This window comes from Exiguobacterium sp. (assembly GCF_020832205.1).
Taxonomy (GTDB): domain Bacteria; phylum Bacillota; class Bacilli; order Exiguobacteriales; family Exiguobacteriaceae; genus Exiguobacterium.
Genome location: NZ_JAFIFD010000033.1, coordinates 1 through 25302, shown reverse-complemented (window position 1 = coordinate 25302; position 25302 = coordinate 1). Strand labels below are relative to the sequence as shown.

General features: G+C 53.3%; 21 protein-coding genes. 8 read left to right on the top strand and 13 right to left on the bottom strand.

From position 1 onward, the window contains the following. Window positions 1–44 precede the first annotated feature (44 nt). The 4 genes from JJU47_RS07565 to JJU47_RS07550 form a co-directional block, all read right to left on the bottom strand. Entirely contained in the window at window positions 45–1556 is a 1512-nt protein-coding gene (locus JJU47_RS07565) for an alpha-amylase family glycosyl hydrolase (RefSeq protein WP_228617817.1), read from the bottom strand. A gap of 23 nt (window positions 1557–1579) precedes the next feature. After that, window positions 1580–2413, bottom strand: coding sequence for a sugar ABC transporter permease (locus JJU47_RS07560; protein WP_228617814.1), 834 nt, complete (start codon window positions 2411–2413; stop codon window positions 1580–1582). A gap of 1 nt (window position 2414) precedes the next feature. Further along, window positions 2415–3767: a carbohydrate ABC transporter permease gene (locus JJU47_RS07555; protein WP_228617811.1), complete on the bottom strand. Its 1353-nt coding sequence runs from the start codon at window positions 3765–3767 to the stop codon at window positions 2415–2417. A gap of 105 nt (window positions 3768–3872) precedes the next feature. After that, window positions 3873–5138 carry an extracellular solute-binding protein gene (locus tag JJU47_RS07550; RefSeq protein WP_228617808.1) on the bottom strand — a complete coding sequence of 422 codons (1266 nt, stop codon included), beginning with the start codon at window positions 5136–5138 and terminating at the stop codon, window positions 3873–3875. A gap of 372 nt (window positions 5139–5510) precedes the next feature. Here JJU47_RS07550 and JJU47_RS07545 point away from each other — a divergent pair, with 372 nt between their 5' ends. Beyond that, entirely contained in the window at window positions 5511–7295 is a 1785-nt protein-coding gene (locus JJU47_RS07545) for a glycoside hydrolase family 13 protein (RefSeq protein WP_228617806.1), read from the top strand. 156 nt (window positions 7296–7451) lie between these two features. Continuing rightward, the gene (locus JJU47_RS07540) at window positions 7452–8810 is read left to right on the top strand and encodes an MATE family efflux transporter (protein WP_228617803.1); all 1359 of its coding nucleotides are present in this window, start codon (window positions 7452–7454) and stop codon (window positions 8808–8810) included. Window positions 8811–8846: 36 nt separating this feature from the next. Here the strand turns inward: JJU47_RS07540 and JJU47_RS07535 are convergent, their stop codons facing one another. Beyond that, window positions 8847–9584, bottom strand: a complete 738-nt coding sequence (locus JJU47_RS07535) for an enoyl-CoA hydratase/isomerase family protein (protein ID WP_228617801.1) — start codon at window positions 9582–9584, stop codon at window positions 8847–8849. A gap of 153 nt (window positions 9585–9737) precedes the next feature. On the opposite strand from JJU47_RS07535, the gene ybaK reads away from it, so the two are divergent. From ybaK to JJU47_RS07505, 6 genes are all read left to right on the top strand, one after another. Next, the gene (ybaK, locus tag JJU47_RS07530; protein WP_228617799.1) at window positions 9738–10202 is read left to right on the top strand and encodes a Cys-tRNA(Pro) deacylase; all 465 of its coding nucleotides are present in this window, start codon (window positions 9738–9740) and stop codon (window positions 10200–10202) included. A gap of 19 nt (window positions 10203–10221) precedes the next feature. Then, complete coding sequence (gene pssA, locus JJU47_RS07525; protein ID WP_029335775.1) at window positions 10222–10920, top strand: CDP-diacylglycerol--serine O-phosphatidyltransferase; 699 nt, start codon at window positions 10222–10224, stop codon at window positions 10918–10920. A 90-nt stretch (window positions 10921–11010) separates the two neighbouring features. Beyond that, a complete protein-coding gene (locus JJU47_RS07520) occupies window positions 11011–11760 on the top strand; it encodes a carotenoid biosynthesis protein (RefSeq protein ID WP_228617797.1) in 750 nt (249 codons plus the stop codon). After that, window positions 11726–12424 carry a lysophospholipid acyltransferase family protein gene (locus JJU47_RS07515; protein WP_228617794.1) on the top strand — a complete coding sequence of 233 codons (699 nt, stop codon included), beginning with the start codon at window positions 11726–11728 and terminating at the stop codon, window positions 12422–12424. Before JJU47_RS07520 ends, JJU47_RS07515 begins: the two co-directional genes overlap by 35 nt. Further along, window positions 12421–13488 (top strand): glycosyltransferase family 2 protein, encoded by a 1068-nt coding sequence (locus JJU47_RS07510; RefSeq protein WP_228617792.1) that lies wholly within the window; start codon window positions 12421–12423, stop codon window positions 13486–13488. Before JJU47_RS07515 ends, JJU47_RS07510 begins: the two co-directional genes overlap by 4 nt. A 24-nt stretch (window positions 13489–13512) precedes the next feature. After that, the gene (locus JJU47_RS07505) at window positions 13513–14979 is read left to right on the top strand and encodes a phytoene desaturase family protein (RefSeq protein WP_228617790.1); all 1467 of its coding nucleotides are present in this window, start codon (window positions 13513–13515) and stop codon (window positions 14977–14979) included. A gap of 432 nt (window positions 14980–15411) precedes the next feature. Here JJU47_RS07505 and JJU47_RS07500 read toward each other — a convergent pair whose 3' ends face one another. From JJU47_RS07500 to JJU47_RS07465, 8 genes are all read right to left on the bottom strand, one after another. After that, window positions 15412–16251: a phytoene/squalene synthase family protein gene (locus JJU47_RS07500; protein WP_228617787.1), complete on the bottom strand. Its 840-nt coding sequence runs from the start codon at window positions 16249–16251 to the stop codon at window positions 15412–15414. Further along, window positions 16220–17698 (bottom strand): phytoene desaturase family protein, encoded by a 1479-nt coding sequence (locus JJU47_RS07495; protein WP_228617785.1) that lies wholly within the window; start codon window positions 17696–17698, stop codon window positions 16220–16222. Before JJU47_RS07495 ends, JJU47_RS07500 begins: the two co-directional genes overlap by 32 nt. Further along, window positions 17695–19188 carry a phytoene desaturase family protein gene (locus JJU47_RS07490; RefSeq protein ID WP_228617783.1) on the bottom strand — a complete coding sequence of 498 codons (1494 nt, stop codon included), beginning with the start codon at window positions 19186–19188 and terminating at the stop codon, window positions 17695–17697. Before JJU47_RS07490 ends, JJU47_RS07495 begins: the two co-directional genes overlap by 4 nt. Before the next feature lie 106 nt (window positions 19189–19294). Further along, entirely contained in the window at window positions 19295–20296 is a 1002-nt protein-coding gene (locus JJU47_RS07485) for a class I SAM-dependent methyltransferase (protein ID WP_228617781.1), read from the bottom strand. A 102-nt stretch (window positions 20297–20398) separates the two neighbouring features. After that, window positions 20399–20779, bottom strand: a complete 381-nt coding sequence (locus JJU47_RS07480) for a YisL family protein (RefSeq protein ID WP_228617777.1) — start codon at window positions 20777–20779, stop codon at window positions 20399–20401. 118 nt (window positions 20780–20897) lie between these two features. Then, window positions 20898–23456, bottom strand: a complete 2559-nt coding sequence (locus JJU47_RS07475) for a HAMP domain-containing sensor histidine kinase (protein WP_228617775.1) — start codon at window positions 23454–23456, stop codon at window positions 20898–20900. Further along, window positions 23453–23815 carry a response regulator gene (locus JJU47_RS07470; RefSeq protein ID WP_021066686.1) on the bottom strand — a complete coding sequence of 121 codons (363 nt, stop codon included), beginning with the start codon at window positions 23813–23815 and terminating at the stop codon, window positions 23453–23455. Before JJU47_RS07470 ends, JJU47_RS07475 begins: the two co-directional genes overlap by 4 nt. A 113-nt stretch (window positions 23816–23928) precedes the next feature. Beyond that, window positions 23929–25302, bottom strand: a 1374-nt coding sequence (locus JJU47_RS07465) for a 3'-5' exonuclease (RefSeq protein WP_228617772.1), incomplete at its 5' end; no start/stop codon positions are given.

Below are 25302 nucleotides of genomic sequence, written 5' to 3'. Positions count from 1 at the left end.
GTGCTCCCCCTTGCTTCCGTTAGTTCTAACTTCCCTGACATCGGTCAGTTCGCGCCGCGGCGCCGCTTCCACATCACAAGTCCCGTCAAAAAGATCGGGATGGCGATGACGAGCAAGCCAATCGTCCACATGTTCACTTCCGATTCCTCGACGATGTAGGCGTTGGCGCTCTCGCCGGAAAGTTTGATCGTGAACGTACCGCGTTTTTCAGTGACGAGTTGTGAGAACAGGAGACCGCGAAGGCGTGTGTCTTCACCGACTTCGCTTACCTCGAATTGAATCTCTCTGTCTTCTTCGTTCATATTGATGGCATACAAGGCGACGTCATCGCCGTCCCGGCGCTCGAATACGGCCATCCCGTCCTCGGACGCGATAAGTCGCTGTTCGCCGGTTGCGAACACAGGATATTCGGCACGCATTCGATTCATCGTCGCGACGTATCCTTGCAAGTCTTCATTTCCAGGGAAATCGGTCATCTCCCGGTTCGCCGGATCGGCGCCGCCTGGCTGCGCGTTCTCCGTCCCTTGAAAGACGATCGGCATACCCGGCGACGCGTATAAAGCGAACAATCCGAGTCGCAAGCGGCGTTCAGCCGACTCGGCACCGCCGCGTTCGGCGACGTGCATGAACCGTTCCACGTCGTGGTTGTCGAGGAACGTCGCCATTTGGTTCGGGTCGTTAAAGAACGTCTGGGCGTAGCTCGCGGCCACGTCGATTTCATCGACGTTCGCCTGTTTTTGAGCCATCGTCTTGGCGACGCGGTCATAAAACGTGAAGTTCGTGATGCTGTTAAAGCCTAGGTCATCGTATTCGGCCACATATTGAGGGTTAGGATCGAACACCTCTGCGAGCAAATAAAAGTCAGAGTCGACTTCTCGGACCGCTTGCACAAACTCTTCCCAAAACGGCTTGTCGACGTGACGGACCGTATCGAGACGATAGCCGTCGATGCCGGTCTCTTCAATCCAGTACGTCGCCGCCTCGATCAAATAGTCCTTCACTTCCGGGTCTTCCGTTTTAAAGTCCGGCAAGTCAAAGAGCCAATGGGTCTCGACTTGTTCTTGATCGTTCCATAAAACGATCGGTAACTCGTCATGGAACCAGTCTGGCTTCTCTTCGACCCAAGGATGACCCGGGCCGACGTGGTTGACTACGAAATCGAGGATGACTTTCATGTCCCGTTTATGTGCCTCGTCCACGAGTTCCTGTAAATCTTCTTTCGTCCCGAACTGCGGGTCGATTTCATAAAAATCTTTAATCCAATAGCCGTGGTAGCCGTCCGGCATGTTTTCAAATACCGGCGTCAACCAAATGGACGTGAAACCGAGCGACTCGATGTAATCGAGCTTTTCAATGACGCCTCGAATGTCTCCGCCATGGAAGGCTTTCGGGTCATCTTTGTCGACTTGGTCGTTGTTATCGGAATTCCCGTCAACGAACCGGTCGACCATAATAAAGTACATGCGTTCCTGTTCCCATGTTGCTGCTTCTTTCGCTCCGACGACTGTAGGAAACAAAAGAAGCGACAGGAGAACGAGCACGACGCCTCGCCTCATATCGCTTCCCCCTTAAGTGAGTATTATCCTTTCGTACCACCTGCAGTGAGACCCGAGACGAAGTAGCGCTGGAACACGAAGAACAAGAGCACGATTGGAAGGGCCGAAAGGACGGCGCCTGCCGCGAACAACGTGAAGTTGTTGTCGAACTGTCGAGAAATCATGTTGTAAAGACCAACCGCAAGCGTCTGTTTCTCCGGTGTACGAAGGACGAGCGATGCCAAGATGAAGTCGTTGAACGGGCCCATGAAGTTGAAGAGGGCGATCGTTGCGACAATCGGCTTCGCGAGCGGCAAAATAATTTGCCAGAAGATACGAAGGTGACCGGCACCATCCATCCGAGCGGCTTCATCGAGCTCTTTCGGAATCGTATCGAAGTAACCTTTGGCGAGATACGTGTTCATTGGAATCGCCCCGCCGGCGTACAGCAGGATGAGCGCCGTATGCGTGTCAAGAAGACCGAGCATGTTCAAAAGCACGTAAATCGCGATGATCGCCACGAATTGCGGGACCATTTGCAAGACGAGGAACAAGATGAGCGAGTTCTTCCGTCCGACGAAACGGTAACGCGAGAATACATAGCCGGTGATCGTGACGAGAATGACCGCGAGCGCCATCGTGATGAAGGCAATCTTCAATGTATTCACATACCATAAACTATAATCCGAAATCGTTAGATCAAACAAGTTTTTATAGTGAATGAGCGTCGGGTTGTCCGGAATGATTTTCGATGTAATCGTACGACCCGGGTTAAACGACGTCCCCACTACCCAAAGCATCGGATAGAGTATGATGATCGACGCAAGCGTCAAGATGACATACGAGAGCGCTAGATTGATTCGTCTTTGTTTTTTCATATCAAATCATATCCTCGTCTTTGAAAGATTTTGTCCGACGGAACTGGATGACGGCAAGTGTCATGATGAAGAATGACAAGATGAGCGTGATCGCAGCCGCAAGTCCGTATTGCGGGTTGGCACCGAGAGACAATTTGTAAATCCATGAGATCAAGATGTCGGTACCGCCGGCCGTCTGTCCTGGCACAGCTGGTCCCCCACCGTTGAAGAGATAAATCAAGTTGAAGTTGTTAAAGTTGAACGTGAACTGCGTGATGAGAATCGGTGCTGTTGCGAACAAGAGCATCGGTAATGTGATCAAGCGGAACTTGTCGAAGATCGTCGCGCCGTCAATCGTCGCGGCTTCATACAAGTCACCCGGGATCGACTGCAACACACCGGTCATGAGCGTCATGATGAACGGGAAGCCGAGCCACCACTGAATCAAGATGAGCGCGCTTCGCGTCGCCGTCGGATCGGTCATCCAACTGATCGGATCAAGCCCGAACGCCGGAAGGATCGTCGTGTTGAACACGCCGAACGATTCGTTGAACATCGAGCGGAAAATCAAGATCGTGATGAACGCCGGTACGGCCCACGACAAAATCAAAATCGAACGGAACAAACGACGGAACTTGAGCCCTTCTTGGTTCAAGAGAACCGCGAGGAAAATCCCGATCGCGATGACACCGACCGTTGAAGCGACCGTCCAGACGAGCGTCCAACCGAGAACGCTGACGAACGTATCACGCCAGATGTCGATTTGGAAGATGCTCGTGAAGTTGCTGAACCCGACCCACTCGACGAGTTTCGCCGGTGGTGCGTTGTTATAGCGGTAGTTCGTGAAAGCGATCAAGAACGTGAAGATAAGCGGTAAGACGACAGTGAAGACGAGCAAGATGAGTGACGGGATCAACATCAAGTATGGGAATCCGTGGTCACGCAAGTTGCGAAGCTGCACTTGGAACGATGGCACGTTTAGGTGCTGATCACGAATGCGACCGACTCGGTAAGCGTCACGAATGTTCCAGATATAAAACGCAATCCCGAAGAACAGTAAGATTAATGCGACAATACCTTCTACCATCAAGAAGATGGAGTGGTCGTTACGAGGTCCTGCTACTTCGCCAAGCGTGATCAATCCCCAAAGGCCACCACGGTCGCCAGGTCCTGCGCCCGCGCCTTTGAAAAATAGATCGTAGTTTACTGCGAAATAAGACATGATGACGATAAAGAAAGCGATCGCTTTCGCACGTTGATTATTATAGAACTGTCCGGCTCCCGGAATGATCGAGAGTAATGCGGCGTTCCGAGCATGGTTGGTCGGTTTGTCCGGGCGTTGCTCCGGCGTTTTAGGGTTCGCAATTGAAGCCATCCTCAATTTCTCCTTTCAATTTGAGCAAATCAATCGAGCAAGCGTTTGCTCAATTCTAGAAAATGAGGGGGAACGCCAGTCGGCGTACCCCATCATTTCAGTTCCTTATTGGTTGTTCGCTTGGATTTGTTGCTCGATGACTTTTACAGCATCGTCAGCTGATTTTTGTGCATCTTGCTTGCCAGTTGCCACGAGCTGAAGTGCTTGTGCCATTGGCTCCCAAACTTGTCCCATTTCAGGAATGTTAGGCATTGGGATCGCGTTTGTTGCTTGATCGAATACCGCTTTCGCTACTTCGTTCGACGTGATTGTCTCGTTCGACTCAAGAGCAGCTACTGGTGGGATCTCGTTGTAAGCTTCAAACATTTTCAATGCGTTCTCTTCGTTCGTAAGTTCTGCGAGGAACATTTCAGCCCACTCTTGGTTCTCTGTGTAAGCTGAGAGCGCGTACGTCTTCACGCCCATGAACGTCTTGATTGGCTCACCGTTCGGAAGTGTTGGCATTGCAGCCGCTCCGAGGTTGACGCCGGCATCTTGGTAACCAGCTACGGCCCATGGTCCGTTCATGACTGTGTGTGCTTTCTTCTCAGTGAAGAGTTGGTCCATCGCTTGGCCGCCAGACTCGCCGATCAACCCTTTAGGGAAGAGGCCTTCTTGGTACCATTTGCCGATGTAGTCAAATCCTTCAACTGCGCCTTCGTTGTTCAAGCCGATGTCGTTAGGGTCGAGCGCGCCGCCATCTTCTTTGAACACGTAACCGCCGAAGCCAGCGATGACGCCGTGTGCGAAGTAGAAGTTATCCCAAAGACCGAGGAAACCGTACTCGCCATCACCTTTTACGTCGTTCGACAATTCGTACAATTCATCCATTGTCGCAGGTGCTTCAGACACTAAGTCCTTGTTGAACATGAGGACTGGTGTTTCAACTGATTTCGGGTAACCGTAAGCTTGACCGTCGAACATGACAGCTGACTTCGAAGCGTCTGTGAACGCGTCAAGTGCGCCTTCGTCAGCGAGCGGGTTCAAGTGACCTTGGTCAGCGATCGTTCCGATTTGGTCGTGTGGGACGAGGACGATGTCTGGACCTTTACCGGCCGGACCGTCAAGCGCGAGTTTGTCTTTTTGGTCTGTCATTTGTACTTCGACAACTTCGACTTTCACGCCATGCTCTTCTTCAAACGCCTTCGCAACTTCTTTCGTCGTTTCCGACTTTTCAATATCTTCCCAGATTACGATTTTTTCTGGCTTGTTCTCGCTAGAAGAACCGCCTTCGTTCGTCGAACCGTTATCCGTACCGCCACCACATGCAGCAAGTGCACCGAATGCGAATACTGCTGTTGAAAGTCCTGCTACCATCTTTTTCATCTTCATGATGAAAAACCTCCCCAAGGAAATTAGTATGGTCAGATTTGCGCAATCGTACCGAACGACTGATTTTATTCAACTCCGCTACGAAATCAGTCGTTCAGTGAAAACGTTTGCATCCTCACCTCAATTTTTATTATACAGTTGTGTAAGCGTTTTACAAGTCTTTTTTTTAGGATTTTTTATTGCCATTAACCCATTTATCTCTTTTTTAATTTTTTGCCGCCGTTTCTTCAATAATTATCGAAATGTACGATTGACAAAATGTAAACGCTTTATTAACCTTTGCTTGAGCAAACGTTTTCGCAACTGTTGTTTCATTTCAGAACCGACAGTGTAAAATGGTTATATCCCCAATAGAGAAAGGAACGATTTCACTTGATCAAAGAAGCTATTTATCATCGCGCCATGTCCCCTTTCGTTTATAAGTATGACCGGGAGACGATTCACATTCGTTTTCATACAAAAAGAAATGATATCCAATCAGTTGACTTAATTTGGAACGACCCTTACGACTGGCACTCGGAAGATCCAGCCATGTGGAACTTCGACCCGGACAAGCCAAGCTACTGGCGCACGTTCGAGACACCGATGGAGAAAATCGGCCACGATGACCAATACGACTATTGGTTCATCGCAATCAAGCCTCCGTTCCGCCGTCTCCGCTACGGCTTCCGTCTTCATGACGGCAACGAAACGGCCGTCTTCACAGAGAAAGGCTGGTTCGAGGATAAACCGCTCGACGATACCGGGTACTACTTCTGTATCCCGTTCATCAACCCGATCGATATTTTCCACGCACCTTCTTGGGTGAAAGACACGGTATGGTATCAAATCTTCCCGGACCGGTTCGCAAACGGTGATCCGTCGCTCAATCCAGAAGAGACGCTTCCGTGGAACAGTACCGAGCCGACGATCACAAACTTCTTCGGAGGGGATTTCCAAGGGGTCATCGACCACATCGACCATCTCGTCGACCTTGGGATTACCGGCATTTATTTCTGCCCGATCTTCAAAGCGACGACGAACCATAAATACGACACGCTCGATTATATGGAGATTGATCCGCAGTTCGGGACGAAAGAGAAATTTAAAGAACTCGTCGATTTGCTTCATGCGAACGGGATCAAAGTCATGCTCGACGCCGTGTTCAACCACGTCGGGTACCACCATCCGTGGTTCCAAGACGTCGTCGAGAACGGTCCCCACTCTGAGTATCGAGATTGGTTCTACTTGCGTGACTTCCCAATTGAGACGACGCCGAAGCCGAACTACGACACGTTCGCGTTCGAAAAGAACATGCCGAAAATTAACACCGAGCACCCTGCGCTCAAAGCTTACTTATTAGAAGTTGCGCGTTATTGGATCGAGGAGTTCGGCATCGATGGGTGGCGCCTAGACGTCGCTAACGAAGTCGACCATGCGTTCTGGCGAGACTTCCGCAGTACCGTGAAACAAGCGAACCCGGACGCCTACATCCTCGGCGAGATTTGGCATGACGCCCAACCATGGCTTAAAGGCGATCAGTTGGATGCAGTCATGAACTACCCGTTCACGAACGCGAGCTTGAACTATTTCGCGCTCGACCGGACAACGGCGTCCCAGTTCCGAGACGAACTGACGCGCGTCGAGATGATGAACACGATGAACGTGAACGAAGTGACGTTCAACTTGATTGACTCCCACGACACACCACGTGCCTTGACGAGAACGAAAGGTCATAAAGGCAAGTTCAAACTCCTCATGACATCGATGCTCACGTATACAGGCAGCCCATGTATTTATTATGGGGATGAGATTGGACTCGAAGGAGAACAAGATCCAGGCTGCCGACGCTGCATGCCATGGGACGAGGAACAAGAAGACCGCGAGTTGTTCCACTTCACGAAGAAGTTGATCCAACTGCGCAAAGACCATCCGGTACTCGCCAATTCCGGCACGTATCGCTTTAACCTCGTCGATGACGAAGACAATGCACTTATCATCGAACGGTGCACGAAAGACGAGACGTATTTGATATACTTCAATAACTCAGACACGACATCAATCCTCAACCCGCTCGGCCACACAGGAAGCGCTTACGACTTGCTCAACGACCGCGATTTGGAGTCGCTTGAAGTCGAACTTGCTCCTTACGGAACGACGATTTTGAAGATGAAATGATTTTCTACAAACACCTGCTTCGGCAGGTGTTTTTTTTGTTGAAAATAATTTACCAAATCCCTTTCTTTTTCATTTCAAAAGGAGTAACATGACATTTGTGAATTTTAAATCGTAAATATTTCATAGAGAGAATTGTAGAAACAAGGGAGAATACACATGCCGAACAAAGACACCGAACAGCTCAGCTTATTCAAAATATCGTGGCCGATTTTCATCGAGCTCGCGCTCCATATGGGGACAGGGATCATCGCCACGCTCATGCTCGCCCATTACTCCGATGCCGCCGCCTCAGCGGTCGGGGTCGCCAACCAATTGTTGAACGTCTTCTTGATCGTCTTCAGCGTCACCTCAGTCGGTGCGACCATCTTGATCGGTCAGGCGATCGGTGCCGGTCGGATGAAGAAGAGCCGCGATTTCGCTCGTTCCGCCGTCAGCCTGAACATGTGGCTCGGCGTCGTCATGGTCGCCGTCGTCTTCTTGTTCGGTGAGACGTTCCTTCGTCTTTTCGGCTTATCCGATGAGCTGTTCGCCCACGGTCTGTTGTTCTTGCAAATCGTCGGCCTGTCCCTCTTCACCGAAGCGCTCATCATGGCACTGAGCGCCGTCCTTCGCAGCCACGGCATGACGAAACACGCCATGCTTGCGACGCTCCTCATCGACATCATCACGGCCATCGGGGCGATGCTTGCCGTCACCGGATGGTTCGGTTTGCCGGTGACAGGCGTCGCCGGTGTCGCATGGGCTATCGTCATCGCACGTTTTGCGGCGATGGTACTCTTGTTCTGGATCGTCAAACGGCGTCTCATGCTCCGTTTCCCGATCAAAGAGTTGATTCGCCCGCAAGGTGATGACATCAAGGCGCTCCTTCAAATTGGGGTACCATCCGCCGGTGAGAACTTGTCGTATCAGTTCTCTCAAATCATCATCACCGGGTTCATCGCCACGATGGGAGAAGCGTCACTGGCCGCCCGTGTGTACGTCATGAACTTGTCGATGCTCGCGTTCCTGTTCACTGTCGCCATCGCGCAAGGGACACAATTGCTCATCGCCCGGGATATCGGCGGGAAACGGTTCAAGGAAGCCTACACCCGCGCCGTCCGGACGCTGAAGATCGCCATGTTCTCGTCACTCGTCGCATCGCTCGGTCTCGCCGTGTTCGGAAAGTCGCTGCTCGGCTTGTTCACGTCGAACCCGGATATTATCGCCGTCGGCATCCCAATCCTGTGGGCGACACTCATCCTCGAGCCTGGTCGTGCCATGAACATCGTCTTGATGGGATCGCTTAAATCGGTCGGTGACGTCCGCTTCCCGGTCATGATCGGAATCGCCTCGATGTGGGGCGTCGCCGTCGTCTTCAGCTACGTGTTCGGTCTCCAAATGGGGCTCGGCATTCTCGGTATTTGGCTCGCCTTCTCACTCGATGAGTGGTTCCGCGGCTTCTTCGCCTTCCGTCGCTGGAAGTATGGGACGTGGCAACAGAAAGGGTTCCAATTCGAACCGAAACCAGCTTCATAATCAAAATAAGAGAAGCGGTCGTGTTGACCGCTTCTCTTATTTTTTGCTTAAAAACGCTTGCATCGCCTGTTGATGGACTTCGGTCTTGCCGCACTCGCGTTGCCAGTGGATTTCTTCTTCAAGACTTTGTTCGAACGATGTCGTACGAAGGAGCGCCTTCATCCCTTGCACGGCCGGCGGCGACTTCGCTGCGAGCGATTCGGCGTAATCCGTGAGACGTGTTGGATACGCCTCATCCTCGACGAGTTCGGTGACGAGTCCGTACCGTTCCGCTTGTTCCGCATCGATCGTCCGACCGCTCCACATCCAATCGAGGGCGAGATCCGGACGCATCAGCCGGCTCAAATGATATGGCCCGCCGGCATCGGCGACGAGACCGATTTTGATGAACGCTGAGCTGAACTTCGTCGAGCGGGCGACGATGCGGACATCGGCCGCAAGCGCTAGACTGAGTCCCGCCCCTGCGACGACACCGTGAATGCCCGCGATCAAGGGCTTCTTGCATCCTTCGAGTGCCCGCACGAGCGGATGGTACACGTCTTCTAAATACGTTCCGTAGTCGGCATCGCTCTCGATCGTCAAGTCTTGCCCGGACGAGAAGGCGCGTCCTTCCCCGACGAGCACGATAACACGCACTTCATCGTCAGACTCGAGCGCGAGGAGCCCCTCGGCCGCTTCTCGTAAAAGTGTCGCGTTCAAGGCGTTCAATTTTTCAGGACGATTCCATTTGAGCCACCCTACCCTGTTGCGCCGTTCGACTTGAATCGTTTCCATATCGTCATTTCCCCCTTTATAAATGAATCACTATTCATTTCGCTATCTTCCATTCTGTCTCCTTCCTGTCACGAAAACTTTGCGAGTTCGATTGCCCGACACTGCCACTATTTGCTATTCTTAGAGGAGTCATTCATGGAAAGGGTGGGCTTGATGCAACTGACGAACGCCGCTCGGCAATTGAAGCAACGAAAGATTCCGTTCACGTTCCACACGTACGACGTGGACCCGTCTGACGTCTCAGCCAGTCACGTCGCAGCGTCGATGGGCAAGCCGCTCGACCAATTATATAAAACGATTTGCCTCGAGAATGAACAGAAGCGCCACGCCTTCTTCCTCATCCCGGGAGACCTAGACGTCGACTTGAAAGCGGCGGCGAAAGCATGGGGCGCCAAGAAAGCCTCCCCGGTCCCGATGAAGGAACTCGAGGCACTCACTGGATACATCCGCGGGGGCGTGTCACCGATCGGCTCGAAAAAAGCGTTCCCGGTCTTCGTGCACGAAAGTGCCAAACAGAAAGACACGATCATCATCTCAGCCGGAAAACGCGGCGCCCAACTTGAACTCACGCCAGACGACCTGCTCCGTTTCATTAACGGCCGCTGGTTCACTCAATGAAAAAGATGGAGGCAATATTATGTGGAAAGAAAGAATCCGGTCCTGGGTTCCTAACTCGTTTACGTTCGGTAACTTATTTTGCGGCGTCATCGCCATCGTTTACGCCGCACGAGGCGATTTCTCGAATGCGACGCTCCTGATCATCATCGCGATGATGCTCGACAGCCTCGATGGCCGGCTCGCCCGCATGCTCGGGGTGGCAGGTGACTTCGGGAAAGAGCTCGACTCACTCGCCGACGTCGTCACGTTCGGCGTGGCTCCGGCCTTGCTCGCCTACTACACGTTCTTCATCGACTACGGCAACTACGGCCTCTTTTTCGCCGCCTTGTTCCCGTTGTTCGGTGCGTACCGTTTGGCCCGCTTCAACTTGTCGGCGACAAACGTGACCGCAAGCTATTTCTCAGGTGTCCCGATCACGGCCGCCGGTGGCTTGCTCGCTGTCGTTACGACGTTCGGCGACCGCGTCAGTGAACTGCTCACCCCGATTTTCTTCACGGGGCTCGCTTTGCTCATGGTCAGCCGCGTGCGGATCCCAAGTTTCAAAGACGTCCCGCTACCGCGCCACTCGTTCATTATCACGGTCAGCCTCGTCTACTTGACGTATATGATTTTCGCAAGATGGAAGGAATGGCCATCGTTCTGGTTCATCGCCGTTACGTTCTACGTTCTGTTCATCGCCTTCTCGTTCGTCAAAAAACGAAAAAGTATGGCTAACTGACGAGCTCCTACAACAGGAGCTCGTTTTTTGTGCACGCATTCATTAGACGCCCGCTGAAAACCTCTTTAGAATGGTAAGAGAGGTGATGAAATGAAAGTTTATCCATGGATTTGGAAATGGTTTGTCGTTTGGTATGGAATCGGCCTCATCTTGGTCGGTTTCGATTTACTCCCGAGTTGGCTCGAATGGGCGAACCCGGTGTTTTTATGGCTTGCCGGCGCTATCGGGGGCTGGGTCATCGCGGACGGGGTCCGTCATGCCCGCTATATCGTCCCGTTCATCTTTTTCGGGTCGATCGCCGTCGAGACGCTCGGTGTCAAAACGGGATTCCCGTTCAGTGAATATTTGTACGCGGAGGCGTTCGGGCCGACCGTGTTCGGCGTCCCGGTCACGATTGGGGCGGCTTGGCTCGCCGTCATCGGTGCGAGCTTCGCCGTCGCTCGGTCGTTCAACTTCAAACGCCGCACGCTTTGGCTCGTCCCGTTCCTTGCTGTCTGGCTCGACATGGCGATCGATCCGGTCGCCGCGAACGTGAAAGGTTACTGGGAATGGGCGAACGACGGGTTCTATTATGATATCCCGACCCAAAACTTTGTCGGCTGGTTCGGTTTGTCGCTCATCTTCTCTTGGCTCCTTGACCGATACGAGGTCGAGGCCGAACCGCTCTTGTTGACGCACGGACGCTATTTGTTCGTGATGTTGCACGCCTTGTTCGGCGTCACGGCGGTGAACGCCGGGTTGTACGGCATCGGCGTGCTCAGCATCGTGACGGCCGGCGTCATCTTTATCGAACGGAGGGTACGACATGATCGAAGCGAACAAAAAGAAATGGTTCAATGATGTCTTTTCCGTTTTCGTCAAAGAACGGCAAATCCGCCCGTTCTTCCATACGATCTACGTCCGGGCCGACGACGTCCCGACACCCGGTCTATTTTTAGCGACCCATAGTTCGTGGTGGGACGGGCTCATCTTATTGATGTTGAACGAACATTACTTACGGCATGACGTCCACGTGTTGATGGACGAAGACGGTTTACGGCGTTTTCCGTTCTTTCGCCATTTAGGGGCGTTCTCAATCAAGAAAGGAAAGCTCTCTGACGTCCGGGCGTCGCTCGCTTACGCGGCGTCCTTGTTAGACGATGGGAAATCCGTGTGGATGTTCCCGCAAGGACGCGAGTACCCACAAGAGCATCGCCCCGTCGAAATCGGTACGGGGGCGACGATGTTGCTGTCAAAATCTGACGTGAAACTGTGCGCGATTTATTATGCGTTCGAGTCTCACGCTTCTCCGGTCGTCTACGTCCGCTTCCGAAACCATACGGTCGTCTCGGAGACGCGACGGCTTCAAAAACAAGAACTCGCCGAAGCACTCGAACGGTTGTATGACGATACACGAGATGACGTGATTTCGAAGTCAGACCGTTACGTCGCACTCTTCCCGCCAAAACGCAGTCTTAGCGATTGGACGGAGCGCCTGCTTCAGATTGTGAGGGGTGGCCGATGATCATTTTTTCGCTCACCTTGCTCATGCTCGTCTTCACGCTCGTTAACTTATTTTTCTTACGGCCGCTCACCACACCGGTCTCAGCTCCACCGACCGCCGTCTGCATCCCGCTTCGTAACGAAGAGCGGAACGTGCCGAAGTTGATCGCGAGCCTGAAGTCGGCCCTGCCGGCAAGGTGTCACGTCTACCTGTATGAAGATCGTTCGGAAGACAAGACATACGACGCGCTCATCCGCGAAATCGATGGCGATGAACGCTTCACCATCTTCCGAGGCGTCCCGCTCCCCCAAGGTTGGGCCGGTAAAGTGCACGCCTGTCACCAGCTCGCGTCACGGACGGCCGAACCGTATCTTCTCTTCCTTGACGCCGACGTGACAATCGACCCCACGTTCATCGGGCGTATGCACGGGACACTCATCCGCGAACATGCCGTCTTCTTGTCAGGCTTCCCCCGCTTCCCGACACCGACATGGCTCGGCAAGTTGCTCATTCCGATGCAACACGTCTTGATCGCCCAACATTTGCCGTTGTTTTGGCGGAAAGTCCGTCACCCTGCCTTCGCCGCCGCGAACGGGATGAACGTTCTCGTCGAACGAAAGAGTTATGATGACGTCGGCGGCCACGCCTCGATTCACGACTCGTTGATTGATGACATCGATTTATGCCGGGAGTTCAAACGCCGGAAGAAAGTGACATCGCTCGTCCAAGTGTCTCCTTACATCACGTGTGACATGTATGCGACGAACGAAGAAGTGTGGAACGGGTTTTCAAAAAACGTATTCAAGGGAATGAATGAATCAGTGGGCATCGCCCTTTATTTCTTTATGTATTACGGTCTCCAATTGTCAGCGTTTGTCGCGCTCCTCTTCCGACCCGACTTGATGTCGCTCGGGGCAGTGCTATTTGTGCTCCTCGCAAGACTCGCCATCGACTTGAAATCCGGCGGACGATTCTTTTGGCTCCATCCGTTCAGCCTCGTCGCTTACTTGGCTTTATTATCGAGCGCGGTCATCCGAAAATGGAGACGACAACCGATCACATGGAAGGGCCGGATGTACCCTTAGAAAAACGTCAGGAGGCAGAAAGCCATGAAACAGATTGCCATTATCGGAGCCGGTCTCGGCGGCCTTAGCGCCGCCGTCACGCTTGCGGCTCGCGGTTACGATGTGACCGTCATTGAGAAAAATGAACACGTCGGCGGAAAGCTCATGCCCGTCATCACGGACAGCCACCGCTTTGACTTCGGCCCGAACACGATCACGATGCCAGATGTGTTCCGTTCCGTCATCCGAAACAGCGGGGCCAGCCCGGAAGACTACTTCGAACTCGTCAAACTCGATGCGCATACGGTCAATCATTTCCCCGACGGGTCGACGCTTACGTTCCACTCGGGCCGCGAACAGATGGAAGAAGAGATTCGGCGTTTGACCGGGGACAAAGCCGACAAGAACCAACTCGCCGAATACTTAGATGAGGCCGAGAAACTGTTCGATATCGCGAACAACCGCTTCTTCACCCGAATGGAAACGAAGATGGATACGGGTCTCTGGGCGGACATGATGAAAGTCCATCCGTTGAAGAGCTTACACTCGCTCCATAAAAAGTACTTCAAAGACCCGCGTATCATCCAAGCGCTCGACCGCTATGCGACGTATATCGGCAGCAGCCCGTATGTGACGCCGGGCACGTTCGCGCTCATCTCGCACCTCGAATTGAACGACGGCGTCTACTATGCGAAAGGCGGCAACTGGACGATCGCGAAAGGGTTCGCCAAACGGGCGAGCGAGCTCGGGGTCGAATTCAAGCTCGGTCACGAAGTCACAAAAATCGAAGTGTTAGACGGCAAGGCCCATGCCGTCGTCATCGATGACGAGGAAGTGCTGTCGTGTGACGCGGTACTATTGAACGGTGAACTGCTCACCCAATATCCACGACTCGTCGAAACAAAACACCGACCGTCGTTCCCGGTACCGACACGCGATACGGTCGAACCGTCCGTTTCGGCGTTCGTCATCATGGTCGGACTGAACAAGCGTTTGAACTTGGCGCACCATAACGTCTATTTCTCAGACGACTATGAGGCCGAGTTCCAAGCATTATTCGAAGAAGAGCGCTATGCTGACGAACCGACGATTTACATCTCGAACTCGTCTTACACGGACCCGGCGATGGGCGAGGCCGGTGACAACTTGTTCATCCTCGTCAACGCCCCGGCCAACTTGACGGACATCGATGCCGAGACGTATGAACACTTGATCCGCCGACGCCTCCGAAAGTTCGGGGTCGAGTGGGACGATGCGGACGTCATGTTCCACCGCCGCGTCACCCCGCACGATTTAACGCGTGACTTTTATGCGTATTACGGTGCACTCTACGGAACGTCGGCCAATTCTAAAAAAGGTGCTTTCTTCCGCCCGTCGGCCCGGTCCGAAGACGTCTCGAACATCTGGTTCGCAGGGGGTTCGACCCATCCTGGCGGCGGCAGCCCGATGGTCACGCTTTCAGGACAGTTGGCGGCCCGCTCGATGTTGGAGGACATACCTCTGACAATTTGAACATTTTGTGAACAGAAGATTCGACACTTGTCGACAAGTTGCAGACGTGATAATATCATATTCGAGTTCAAGCAGTTTTGTAACGTCTGTTACACCTGTAGCGATCGAATGGCTTCCCCGAGCCAATCGCGTTTTGAACTTGTCACACCCGAGAAAAAGTGATGAGCGAGTTTCCCCACTCGTATACCGCAGCTGGATCAGCATGCATCTGATGTTCCCCCTTAGTCCATCAAGCATCCTGTTTCAGCGAAGATGCCCCATCGTGTCATTCCCCATGAGACGAGGCACATCTTTAGGTGTTCATCACAAACCGATCCGTTCGTTTCCCCGATGAACGGGTCAACATAACGCTTACGCCACTTTTGGTCCCCCGCCAAAAGTGGTTTTTTTGTGCACAAAAAAAGCGACCGCCAAAGCAATCACTTTTCTCGTTCATAACTTGGCCAACAACTTTCCTTTTTGAAGCGTCGACACGTAGGCCCGTTTCGTGAAGACGTCGTAATCGTTTCGACGGGCCGCATCTAATATCCCTTCGTACAACAACGCCGCGGCCTGAACGGGCTTTCGGCTGGCCGGCGGATAGAGGCGGTGCGTCTTCCGGGCGCTCGCGTAGAGCGCTTCAGCCCGCTCTGCTAGCGTCTCCCAGACGTTGATGAATGCAGGCGAGACCGTGCGCGCCAACAAATCCGCTTCGGTCATACCATGTCGTTCGAGTACGTCACGGGGCACATAAATACGGTCCCGGTTCAAGTCCTCACCGACGTCACGCAAAATGTTCGTCAATTGCATGGCGATGCCGAGGTCAATCGCCCCTTGTTTCAGTTCAGCCTTCATCGCCTCTTCTGGATGCGGCACGAGGATTGGCAACAGCATCAAGCCGACGGTGCTCGCCGCGTAGTAACCGTATTGCTCCGTCTCTTCTAGCGTCGCGTAGCGCGACTTATGTAAGTCCCACTTCATGCCTTCGGCGAGTTCAAAGAACGGTTCGACGTCCATGTCATACCGCCCCCATACGTCGCGGAGCGCCACCCATAAGGCATCCGTTTGTTCGTCCCCGGCCAAAAAGCGGTCGAACGCCTGCAAAAACTCCGCCAAGCTTTCTTCTGGTCGATCTGATTCATCCACCGCATCATCTAACGTTCGACAAAACGCATAGACGGCTGTCACTGCTTGGCGGTCAGGCTTTGAGAGCAACGAGAAGGCCCGATAAAACGTCAACGAGCCTTTCTTCATGATTTCCTCACATTGACGATACGCTTCTTGTGTCGTCATGATACGATGCCCCCATTTCTTCTTCCATTCTCTTTACTAACAGCTGCGACCCGATCATGACGATCGGTACCCCGCCGCACGGATGGACCGATGCACCGACGGCGTAGAGCCGATCGATATGCGCATACGGACGCGCTTGCGGTTTAAATGCGGCCGATTGGGAAAGTTTCGGGGCGATGCCAAAGCTACCGCCTTCAAACAACCCAAACCGTTCCGCGTCCATCGGTGTGCGAACTTTCATCTCGAGGACACGGTCCGCAAAGTCCGGCACCATCGCTTCGATTCGCGAGACGAGATGATCGATCGTCCCACTCGCTTCAACATGTTCGCGCTCTAACTTGCGCGGCACCGGTACGAGCACATAAAGCACACTCGTCCCGTCCGGCGCGAGCGTCGCATCGATGCGTGACGGATTGAACGTATACATCGCCGGATACTCGCTTAGTTTACCATCTTCGAAGATCGTCTGCATCGAACCGGCGAAATCATTCGGCAAATCAAATTGATGCACGGGAAGGTCGATCTCCCCGGCTACGGTGAAATACAAGAGCAACGTGCCGCTCGACGGTTCATACGCCTTCGGTTTGACGCCGTCAATGAGTCGTTCCATGAGCGGGAAATCGCCGTTGACGACGACCGCGTCATACGTTTCGCGCACGCCGTTGACGATGAGTTGTTTAGCTCGACCGTCCTCGACGACGACACGCTCGACGGCCGCGTTCATGCGGAACGTGACGCCCCGTTTTTTCAACTCACGTTCTAGTTTCGTCGCCAAAGAGAAATATCCTCCTTTAACGTACCAGATGCCTTCTTCTTGCTCCCGATACGGGATGAGTCCGTACAGCGATGGTGTGGCATACGGGTTCCCGCCGATATAGAGGGTCTGGAGGCTATAGGCGACACGCAGACGTTCATCTTTGAAGAAGCGTTTCATGTTCTCATGGGCGGTCTCATACGCTTTCAAGCGCATGAGGAGGAGCAACAACTTCGGTTCGAATAAATCCGACTTCGCCTTGTAGCCGCGGTCGAGGAACGTCTCGAATCCGATCGCGTACTCTTCCCGCTTCTGCCCCATGTAGCGGCGGAACCCGTCCCCTTCGCCGAACATGCGCTCCACTTCCTCGGCCTGACGCTCGATGTCGCGATACTTGTAAAACGTCGTCCCGTCTTCGTAGCGGAGACGATAAAGCGGGTCGACTTCGAGCAGTTCGAGCTCGTGCTCCGGAAAGCCCGCTTCTCTCAACTGGCTCTTCAGTTTGCTCGGCAACAGCACAATCGTCGGACCTTCATCGACGCGGGCGCCGTTTTCAAACTCGACGTAGTTGAGACGGCCCCCGACTCGATCTTCCTTCTCATAAATCGTGATGTCGAGCGACGGATGCTTATGGGTCAGCAAGAGAGCCGCGTAGAGCGACCCGATGCCGGCCCCGACGAAACCGATCTTCATTGGCCGACACCTGCCCGGTCCCTAAGCAAGTTAGCTGTGATGCGCGCCGACTCAAAAATCGTCGGCAATCCGCTTCCGGGATGCGTGCCGCCGCCGACGAGCCAAACGTGGTCAAGCTCTTCGAATTGGTTGTGCGGACGGAAGTACATCATTTGCGACAAGTTATGCCCTAAGTTGAACGTCGCGCCTTCATACACGCCGAACGCTTCCCAATCGTGCGGCGTGAGCGCCTGCATCACTTCGATATGGTTGCGGACGTTTCGATACGGTGAACGCGTCTCGAGCGCATCGAGCACGCGCTCGGTCATCTTCGCCTCAAGCGTCTCCCATGGCAAGTTGGACAAGTTGTTCGGTACCGGGACGAGGACGTACAATGACGATTTACCGGCCGGTGCGAGCGTCGGGTCGATTCTAGACGCGTTTTGAACGTAGAACGAGAAATCGTCGCTCAATTTTAAGTCTTGCGTCATCTCTTTTACGTTCCGTTCGTAGTCGTCGGCGAAATGGATCGTATGGTGACCGACGTCATCATACAACCGGTCGAGACCGAGGTAGAGCATGAACGTCGAGCACGAATAGCGCTTCTTCTGCAACTGTTGCGGGCTCCAACGCGTGAGCGTTCCTTCCGGGACGAGCGACGTCATCGCTTGGGCAAAATCGGCGCCGATGATGACTTCATCAAACGCATAATGGACGTTGTTCGCGACGAGCCCGTTCACACGTTTCCCGTCGAGCAACAACCGGTCGACCGATTCGCCGAGGCGAATCGAACCGCCTTCTTCTTCGATGACACGGGCCATCGCCGTACAAAGCTGGTTCACGCCGCCAATCGGATGATGCACGCCATACGCGTGCTCCATGTACGATAAGATCGAGAACCCGCCCGGACAGTCCCACGCCGACATGCCGAGGTATTTAGCCTGGAACGTGAACGCGTACTTCAGTTCTTCGCTCGTGAAATAGTCCGACAACACATCGTAAAGTGATTTGCCGATTGATAGAAACGGTAACGCCTTCAACACGCGTGTCGAGACGTAGTCCGTCAACTTGTCATGCGCCGTCTGCAGGACCGGCATCAATTTCGAAAGTTTGATCGCCTGTTCGGCCATGAACCGTTCGTACCCTTCACCGTTTCCAGGGAACTGTTCCTCGATCGCCTGGTGCATCTCGTCGCGATCGGTCGTCATCGATAAGACGCGTCGTCCTCGGTCAAAATAAAGGTCATACATCGGCTCTAGCCGTCTCATGTCGACGTAGTCGTGGAGGTTTCGACCCGTCTCTTCAAAGATCTCTTCTAAAATGTAAGGCATATTCAAAAAAGTCGGGCCACGATCAAACGCGAACTCCCCGACTTGTAGACGTGACGTCCGTCCACCGACGAACGGCTGTTTCTCGAACACGGTCACTTCCACACCGCGGCTCGCCAACATCATGGCGGCGGCGAGACCTCCTGGCCCGGCACCGATGACTGCAACTCTTTTATCCGACACGTTGAACAACTCCCTATGTGAATAGTCTCTTATGCTTCTACTCCATTATAGAAATGAGTCGAGACAAGTTCAAATCTGAATCGGCTCGCCATGTGTCCGCGATGTGTCAAACGCCTCGCTCGGCGATGACGATGTACCAAGAACCTTCCGGGATGAACGGGATGAAGCGGACGTTCTCGAAGCCGACTTGTTGCATTTGGCGACGGAGCGCACGAATCGTCGGGAGTGGATATAAATTGTCATGAAGCGTCATGAACGCGTTGAACGCCGAGGCGAACCGAGCACCGAGCGGCGTCTCGGCGAGCGGGGTGACGAGGACAGCCACGCCTTGCTCGTCCAAGTTTTCGAGCATGCGTCCGAGCAACTCGATCCGTTGTTCAGGAGAAAAGTAATAGAGCATGTTGTTCATCATGACAGCATCGAATCGCTCGTCATGGTCCCATTCCATAAAGTCGGCCACTTCGTATCGAATCTCGCCCGTATCCTCTTGTTCCCGCGCTTCTTCGATGACGTCTTCCTCTAAGTCAATGCCGGTCAACTTCCAATCCGGCTCGAGGCCATGGAGCTTACGCAAATAGCCGCCGTGACCACAACCGATATCGAGCATCGTCTTGACGTCGGCTTGACGCAACAATTGTTGGACGATCGGGAACGCGACCGTCTCGACGAGTGTCGACGTCTGGGCGACGACTTGGCCGTGCGTCGCTCCATCGAACGTTTTTTGCTTGCCCGACTCTAAAAAGTCCGGATAGGCGATCAAGGCTGGAATATGAAGTTCCATCATTTCTTGCAGCATGAACCCGATGCTGCGCTCGTCTTCATGGGACAGTTGGTACTTCAGACTGCGCGTCGGGTAGTAGCGCCATCCTTTCTTCTTCAAATGACGGACGGCGACACCGACATCGAGCCAACGCTCGAGCGCGAGTTTCGTCAACGGCTGCTTCAAGCGGAGCGTCATTTCCGCATAGCTCGCCCCGCCTTGGAGCGCATCAAATAAACCGTACTTATATCCGATATAGCCGTGCCATAACGGCAAGAACGACTCGGTTTGCTTCATCCATCTCCGCGCATGGAGCACGCGCGACCATTCATTCATCTGTTGATCCATCGTTTCACCTCATCATCGTTATCACTGATTTTTTTATTTTCCCCTAATAATTTGAGGACAAACAAAAAAATCCCACTTCGATGTGCGAAGCGGGACTTTGACTTAAATAAAGTTGCTGAAAAACGACTGGCCGTACGGCAGCGCGTAACCGATGAAAATCGTCACGAGCGAGAGTACCACGAAACCGCCAAACATGGCAGTTGTAGGTTTTCTTTTTTTCAGACGGATGAGTGTCATCTCCCCGAAGATGAGCGTCAACAAACCGACCGTGATCTTCACGTGGTAGAACATACCGCCGCCGTTCAATTGCAAGTACAAGTAAAGACCTGTACCGAACGCGACGAGGAGCATGAGGCGAAACGCCATATGCGCGATCTTACCGCTCTTGTTGCCATTCTTGTAGCCGATGTAGGCGACAGCGAACAAGACGAGAAGTAAGATCCAGCTCGTCACGTGTGTGTGTAGGAATGCAGTCAATGGCATTCATGAATCCCCCTTTTAGTCATATACAATTCTTATTGTACACGAATAAACCGGTGACCGGTCAAGCCGAGACATAAAAAGAGAGGTATGCGGCCGCATACCTCTCAAATATTTTCGATCAAGCCGTCGTCTGCGCTTCTTCGCGGACGGCGTGCTCGTAGCTCGGGATGACGACGGTGAACGTCGATCCTTGGTGTTGGACCGACTCGACGTGAATCTGACCGGCGTGGCCGCGGACGATTTCCTGGCAAATCGGGAGTCCGAGACCTGTGCCGCCGATTTCACGGCTGTCCGAGTTGTCGACACGATAAAACTTATCAAATAGGCGATCGAGCGCATCGCTCGGGATGCCGATTCCTTCGTCTTTCACTTTGATTGATACCGACTGGTCATGATGTGCTAGCTCAACCGTGATTTTTCCACCATGTGGTGAATACTTCACAGCGTTCGAGAGCAAGTTGCTCATCAACTGTTTGAACTTCTGACAGTCGGCGAACAATTCATATGGCCGGTCGTCGACCGTGACGAGCTCGAACTTGTGTTTTAGCGATGACGCCTCATAGAACGTCATCATATCGCGGATGACCGGCTCGATGTCGAGCTGTTCCCGGTCGTACATCTGGCTGCCGGCTTCCATGCGCTGAACGTCGAGGAAATCGTTGACGAGGTGCGTCAACCGCTCCGTCTCAGCGTGGATCGTCTGCAAATATTTCGCTTGTTTCTCGTTTGGCAACTGCTTCTTGACCATGAGCTCCGTGAATCCATAGATCGACGAAAGCGGAGTGCGCAACTCGTGCGAGATCGTCGAGATGAACTCGCTCTTCAAGCGTTCCGCCTCGGTCTCACTCGTGATGTCACGGAAGACGAGAAGCGTCCCTTTCGAGAGACCGCCGACGACGATGCGCTCGGCGTACATCTGTAAGTTCATCTCTCCTTTGCGGATCGAGAAGCTGACGCTGTCATGCGGGAAGTCGTCCGTGAACAGACGGTCCGTATACGTCATGAAATCATCTTCTTGGTCGACCGTCGTGGCGATCGTCTCACGCCACTCGTTCCATGATAGTTCGGCGAGCTCACTTGACGTGATGTCGTCAAGCTCCGGGAACATCTCATAGAGCGGCCGGTTGACGAACACGTCGTCGGTCGAATGCTCGACGTAAATGACCGCCTCGCGGATCGAATCGAGGATTCGTTCCGTCTTCCCTTTTTCCCGCGTCATCTCTTCGAAGAGACGCATCCGCAGAAGCGAGAGCGAAAGCTGACGCGCGAACGACATGATGTCGCCCATCTGCGTCTGCGTGAAACGGTCTTTGTAGCGGACGAGATAGATGAACGCGATGATCGAGTCGTCCGTCGGGTCGTGGACCGGGACGGCCGTCTCATACATGTAGTACGGATACGGCAGCGGGTGGTCGCTCGCGACTTGTTTCGACGAATGGACCGTCGTTCGGAGCGTCATCGCCCGTGTCAACACCGAGTTCTCACTGTCAAGCAACTGACGTGTGAGCGTCTCGTTCAAACCGTGGCTCGTGACCGAGAACGACCCCGTCGCATCGACGAAGACGAGCGCCCCGACTTCGGAGTCGGTGATGGCGACGAGCTTCTCGATGATTTCCGGATAAGCCGTCAACGAGTCGCGCGCTGCGAGCGTCTCCGTCAACTCGTTCCGGTACGCCAAGTGCTGCTCGTTCTGTTGGGTCTGCTCCAAAATCTCTTCGAGTTCTTGCTGTTGCGCCTGGAGCTCTTCTTGTTGGGCGATCAACTCTTCTTGTTGTGCCTGTAACTCGTGGTTCTTTTCAATCAAGTGACGCTCGTTGTCACGAAGCGTCTCGGCCATCTTATTGAACGAGCGGGCCATCGTCCCGATTTCGTCTTCCCGATCCATCTGGTCGCTTAAATCGACGATTTCTCCTTTGAGCAAACGGTCGGATGCGACCGAGAGCCTTGAAATTAAACGGGATTGGCGTCGTAAGAACGGTTGGACGAACAAGAGGATCAAGACGGCGAACGAGACGATGCTCGCAATCCATAAGAACTGTAAAATATTATTGTTTTGTCGCCATTCGGCGTATACTTTTTCTTTCTCGCTGTTCATGAGCGTCTTGTAATCCGTCAGCGACGTCTCGATCTGATTGATCGGTCCGAGCGTGTCGATACCACGTTCCGGACTGAACTGGACGACTCCTTGATCAATTAAGCGCTGGGCTGTCGGGAGGGAGGCGATCGTGTCCGGATCGATGAATATCTCACTCACTTCCCCTTCCGTCCGTGACTCGCCATACTCATACGTCACAGGCAGAATCACATCAAAGTAAAAGTCGTGGAAGTTTTGCAAGTCTTCCGCGAACAGTTCTCCTTGGCGCGTTTGAACGACGCTCTTGAACCAATTGATTTCTTGTTGGAACTCATTCTCTTTGGAACGTGCCCGCTCAAAGGCTGTTATGTCGCCAAACAACAAATACCCACGCGAATCGTACTGCGCTCCTTGCCATTCATCCCAAAGCACATTCAATCGGTTAATGCGCTCGTCGACTTCACGAAGACGGGCCTCGTTCGCTTCAAGACGATCCTCGACGTACCAGTAGGCAATCCCCGAGCCGATTAAAGCGACCGTGAGGAACGTATAGAGGACGACCATGATGTCACGTCCGAGTTTTTGTTTAAACCATCTGTTCAATTCACGATGCCTCCTATGATCTTCACAAGTTCGAGTGGACTAAACGGCTTTGAGATAAAGTAATCGACTCCAATCTCGTTCGCGCAATCACGATCAGATTGTTGACTCTTCGCCGTCAACATCATCACTTTCGTATGTTGGCGTCCCGGCAACTTTCTTACTTTTTCAATGACTTCAAGTCCGGTCATCCCAGGCATCATATGGTCAACGATTACGAGGTCGTATTCGTTTTGTTCAATCAAGCGATATGCTTCAAGACCGTCTGGCGCCTCATCGATGTCGTAGCCTTCGTCTTCTAACGTATCTAGTACGAGCATGCGTAATACTTCTTCATCTTCTGCGAGTAGAATTTTTACCATGACGATTCCTCCATTTTCATTCCATTTCATTATTTTAACGGATTTATTTCATAAGCACAAAACAAAAGGCGTACGGTTTATAACCGTACACCTTCCAACGTATCACGTCTACATTATAGTACAACAACATCTTGTAAGTCTAATGAGTAAATGAGCGTCTGGCCGACGGTGATGCCCCAAATCGACTCGATGGCCTCACGGTACAGCGACAACTGCACCGTGTACCGGTCGACGAGCTTTCGGGCTGCCTCTTCGCGTGACGCGCTCATCGCCAATACCGAATCCGATTTGTAGTCAAGGAGGACGTACGTGTCCCCGTCATTGTACAGACAGTCGATGATCCCTTGGATGAGCACACGCTCATCTGAGAACGTCTCGTTCGGATTGACGCGGTCTGCCGGGACCGTGTATGTGAACGGCAACTCGCGCCAAGCACGGCCTGCGCGAAGCGCCTCTGTCAGCGCTTGACCGACCGGAGCGTCAAAGAACGTTTCGATATCCGGGATGGCGAGTCGTGCCGTCTCTGCTTCGATCGGGCTCAACATGTTATGCGTCTCGAGCCGGTCGATTTGCGGGGCGATCGGCACGTTCGGGTCGAGCAATTGGAACAAGAGGTGCAACGTCGTCCCGCGTTCAGCACCGCTCTGTTTTGTCTGTTTCCATTTTGGCTCCCGATACGGTGTGTCGGTCGGACGGAACGTCTCTTCAAACGCCGCTTGTTCAAGTTGCATCGCCCGCTTCAACTCGGTGACGGTCTGCTTCGCTGCCGTCTCCGTCGCCACTTGGGCCGGATAGATGTAGTCGAACGCCCGGCGGACAGTCTCTTTCACTTCTGCTTCTCGTTTGACCGGGAAGTCGATTGCTTCGAACCGCTTCACGTGATGGAGTTGAGCCATCATCTCTTGCAGTGTCGCGACCTCGGCCAAATCATCTTCCCCGATGACACGATACGTCCATCTCGCCGCTTCCGGTGTTCCGGACAAGACCGGCAGTCCGAACCGTTCAAGGAACGGCGCCGCTCCTTCTAATTTCAATAGCGCCGGGGCGACCCAGTCTAAATACGTCTTCGCCTCGCGGCGTGCGTCGGCCGCAAGTGTCGCACCGGTCTGTTCGACATGGAGCCATTCGTTTATTTGTTTCGCCGGATCGGCGACGGTGCCGACCAATATCAGTTTTTCTTTTGCCCTCGTCAACGCGACGTACAGGACACGCATCTCTTCGGCTTTCATCGTCCGGTCGAGGTCGCGGCGAATCATTTCTTTCACGAACGTCTCGGTGCGCGTCCGCGTGACGACATCAATCGCATCGAGTGAGATGCCGTACTGTTTATGGAAGATGACACGTTGCATTTGATCGCGTTTGTTGAACTGTTTCCCGAGCTGGGCGACGATCGTCACCGGGAACTCGAGCCCTTTTGATTTATGCACCGTCATGATGCGGACGACGTTCTCTTCCTCTCCGAGCGAACGGGCTTCCGATAAATCCTC

Coding starts and splice junctions, on each gene's coding strand:
- JJU47_RS07565 (WP_228617817.1), bottom strand. CDS start 1,556: ATGAGGCGAGGCGTCGTGCTCGTTCTCCTGTCGCTTCTTTTGTTTCCT.
- JJU47_RS07560 (WP_228617814.1), bottom strand. CDS start 2,413: ATGAAAAAACAAAGACGAATCAATCTAGCGCTCTCGTATGTCATCTTG.
- JJU47_RS07555 (WP_228617811.1), bottom strand. CDS start 3,767: ATGGCTTCAATTGCGAACCCTAAAACGCCGGAGCAACGCCCGGACAAA.
- JJU47_RS07550 (WP_228617808.1), bottom strand. CDS start 5,138: ATGAAGATGAAAAAGATGGTAGCAGGACTTTCAACAGCAGTATTCGCA.
- JJU47_RS07540 (WP_228617803.1), top strand. CDS start 7,452: ATGCCGAACAAAGACACCGAACAGCTCAGCTTATTCAAAATATCGTGG.
- JJU47_RS07535 (WP_228617801.1), bottom strand. CDS start 9,584: ATGGAAACGATTCAAGTCGAACGGCGCAACAGGGTAGGGTGGCTCAAA.
- ybaK (WP_228617799.1), top strand. CDS start 9,738: ATGCAACTGACGAACGCCGCTCGGCAATTGAAGCAACGAAAGATTCCG.
- pssA (WP_029335775.1), top strand. CDS start 10,222: ATGTGGAAAGAAAGAATCCGGTCCTGGGTTCCTAACTCGTTTACGTTC.
- JJU47_RS07520 (WP_228617797.1), top strand. CDS start 11,011: ATGAAAGTTTATCCATGGATTTGGAAATGGTTTGTCGTTTGGTATGGA.
- JJU47_RS07515 (WP_228617794.1), top strand. CDS start 11,726: ATGATCGAAGCGAACAAAAAGAAATGGTTCAATGATGTCTTTTCCGTT.
- JJU47_RS07510 (WP_228617792.1), top strand. CDS start 12,421: ATGATCATTTTTTCGCTCACCTTGCTCATGCTCGTCTTCACGCTCGTT.
- JJU47_RS07505 (WP_228617790.1), top strand. CDS start 13,513: ATGAAACAGATTGCCATTATCGGAGCCGGTCTCGGCGGCCTTAGCGCC.
- JJU47_RS07500 (WP_228617787.1), bottom strand. CDS start 16,251: ATGACGACACAAGAAGCGTATCGTCAATGTGAGGAAATCATGAAGAAA.
- JJU47_RS07495 (WP_228617785.1), bottom strand. CDS start 17,698: ATGAAGATCGGTTTCGTCGGGGCCGGCATCGGGTCGCTCTACGCGGCT.
- JJU47_RS07485 (WP_228617781.1), bottom strand. CDS start 20,296: ATGGATCAACAGATGAATGAATGGTCGCGCGTGCTCCATGCGCGGAGA.
- JJU47_RS07480 (WP_228617777.1), bottom strand. CDS start 20,779: ATGCCATTGACTGCATTCCTACACACACACGTGACGAGCTGGATCTTA.
- JJU47_RS07470 (WP_021066686.1), bottom strand. CDS start 23,815: ATGGTAAAAATTCTACTCGCAGAAGATGAAGAAGTATTACGCATGCTC.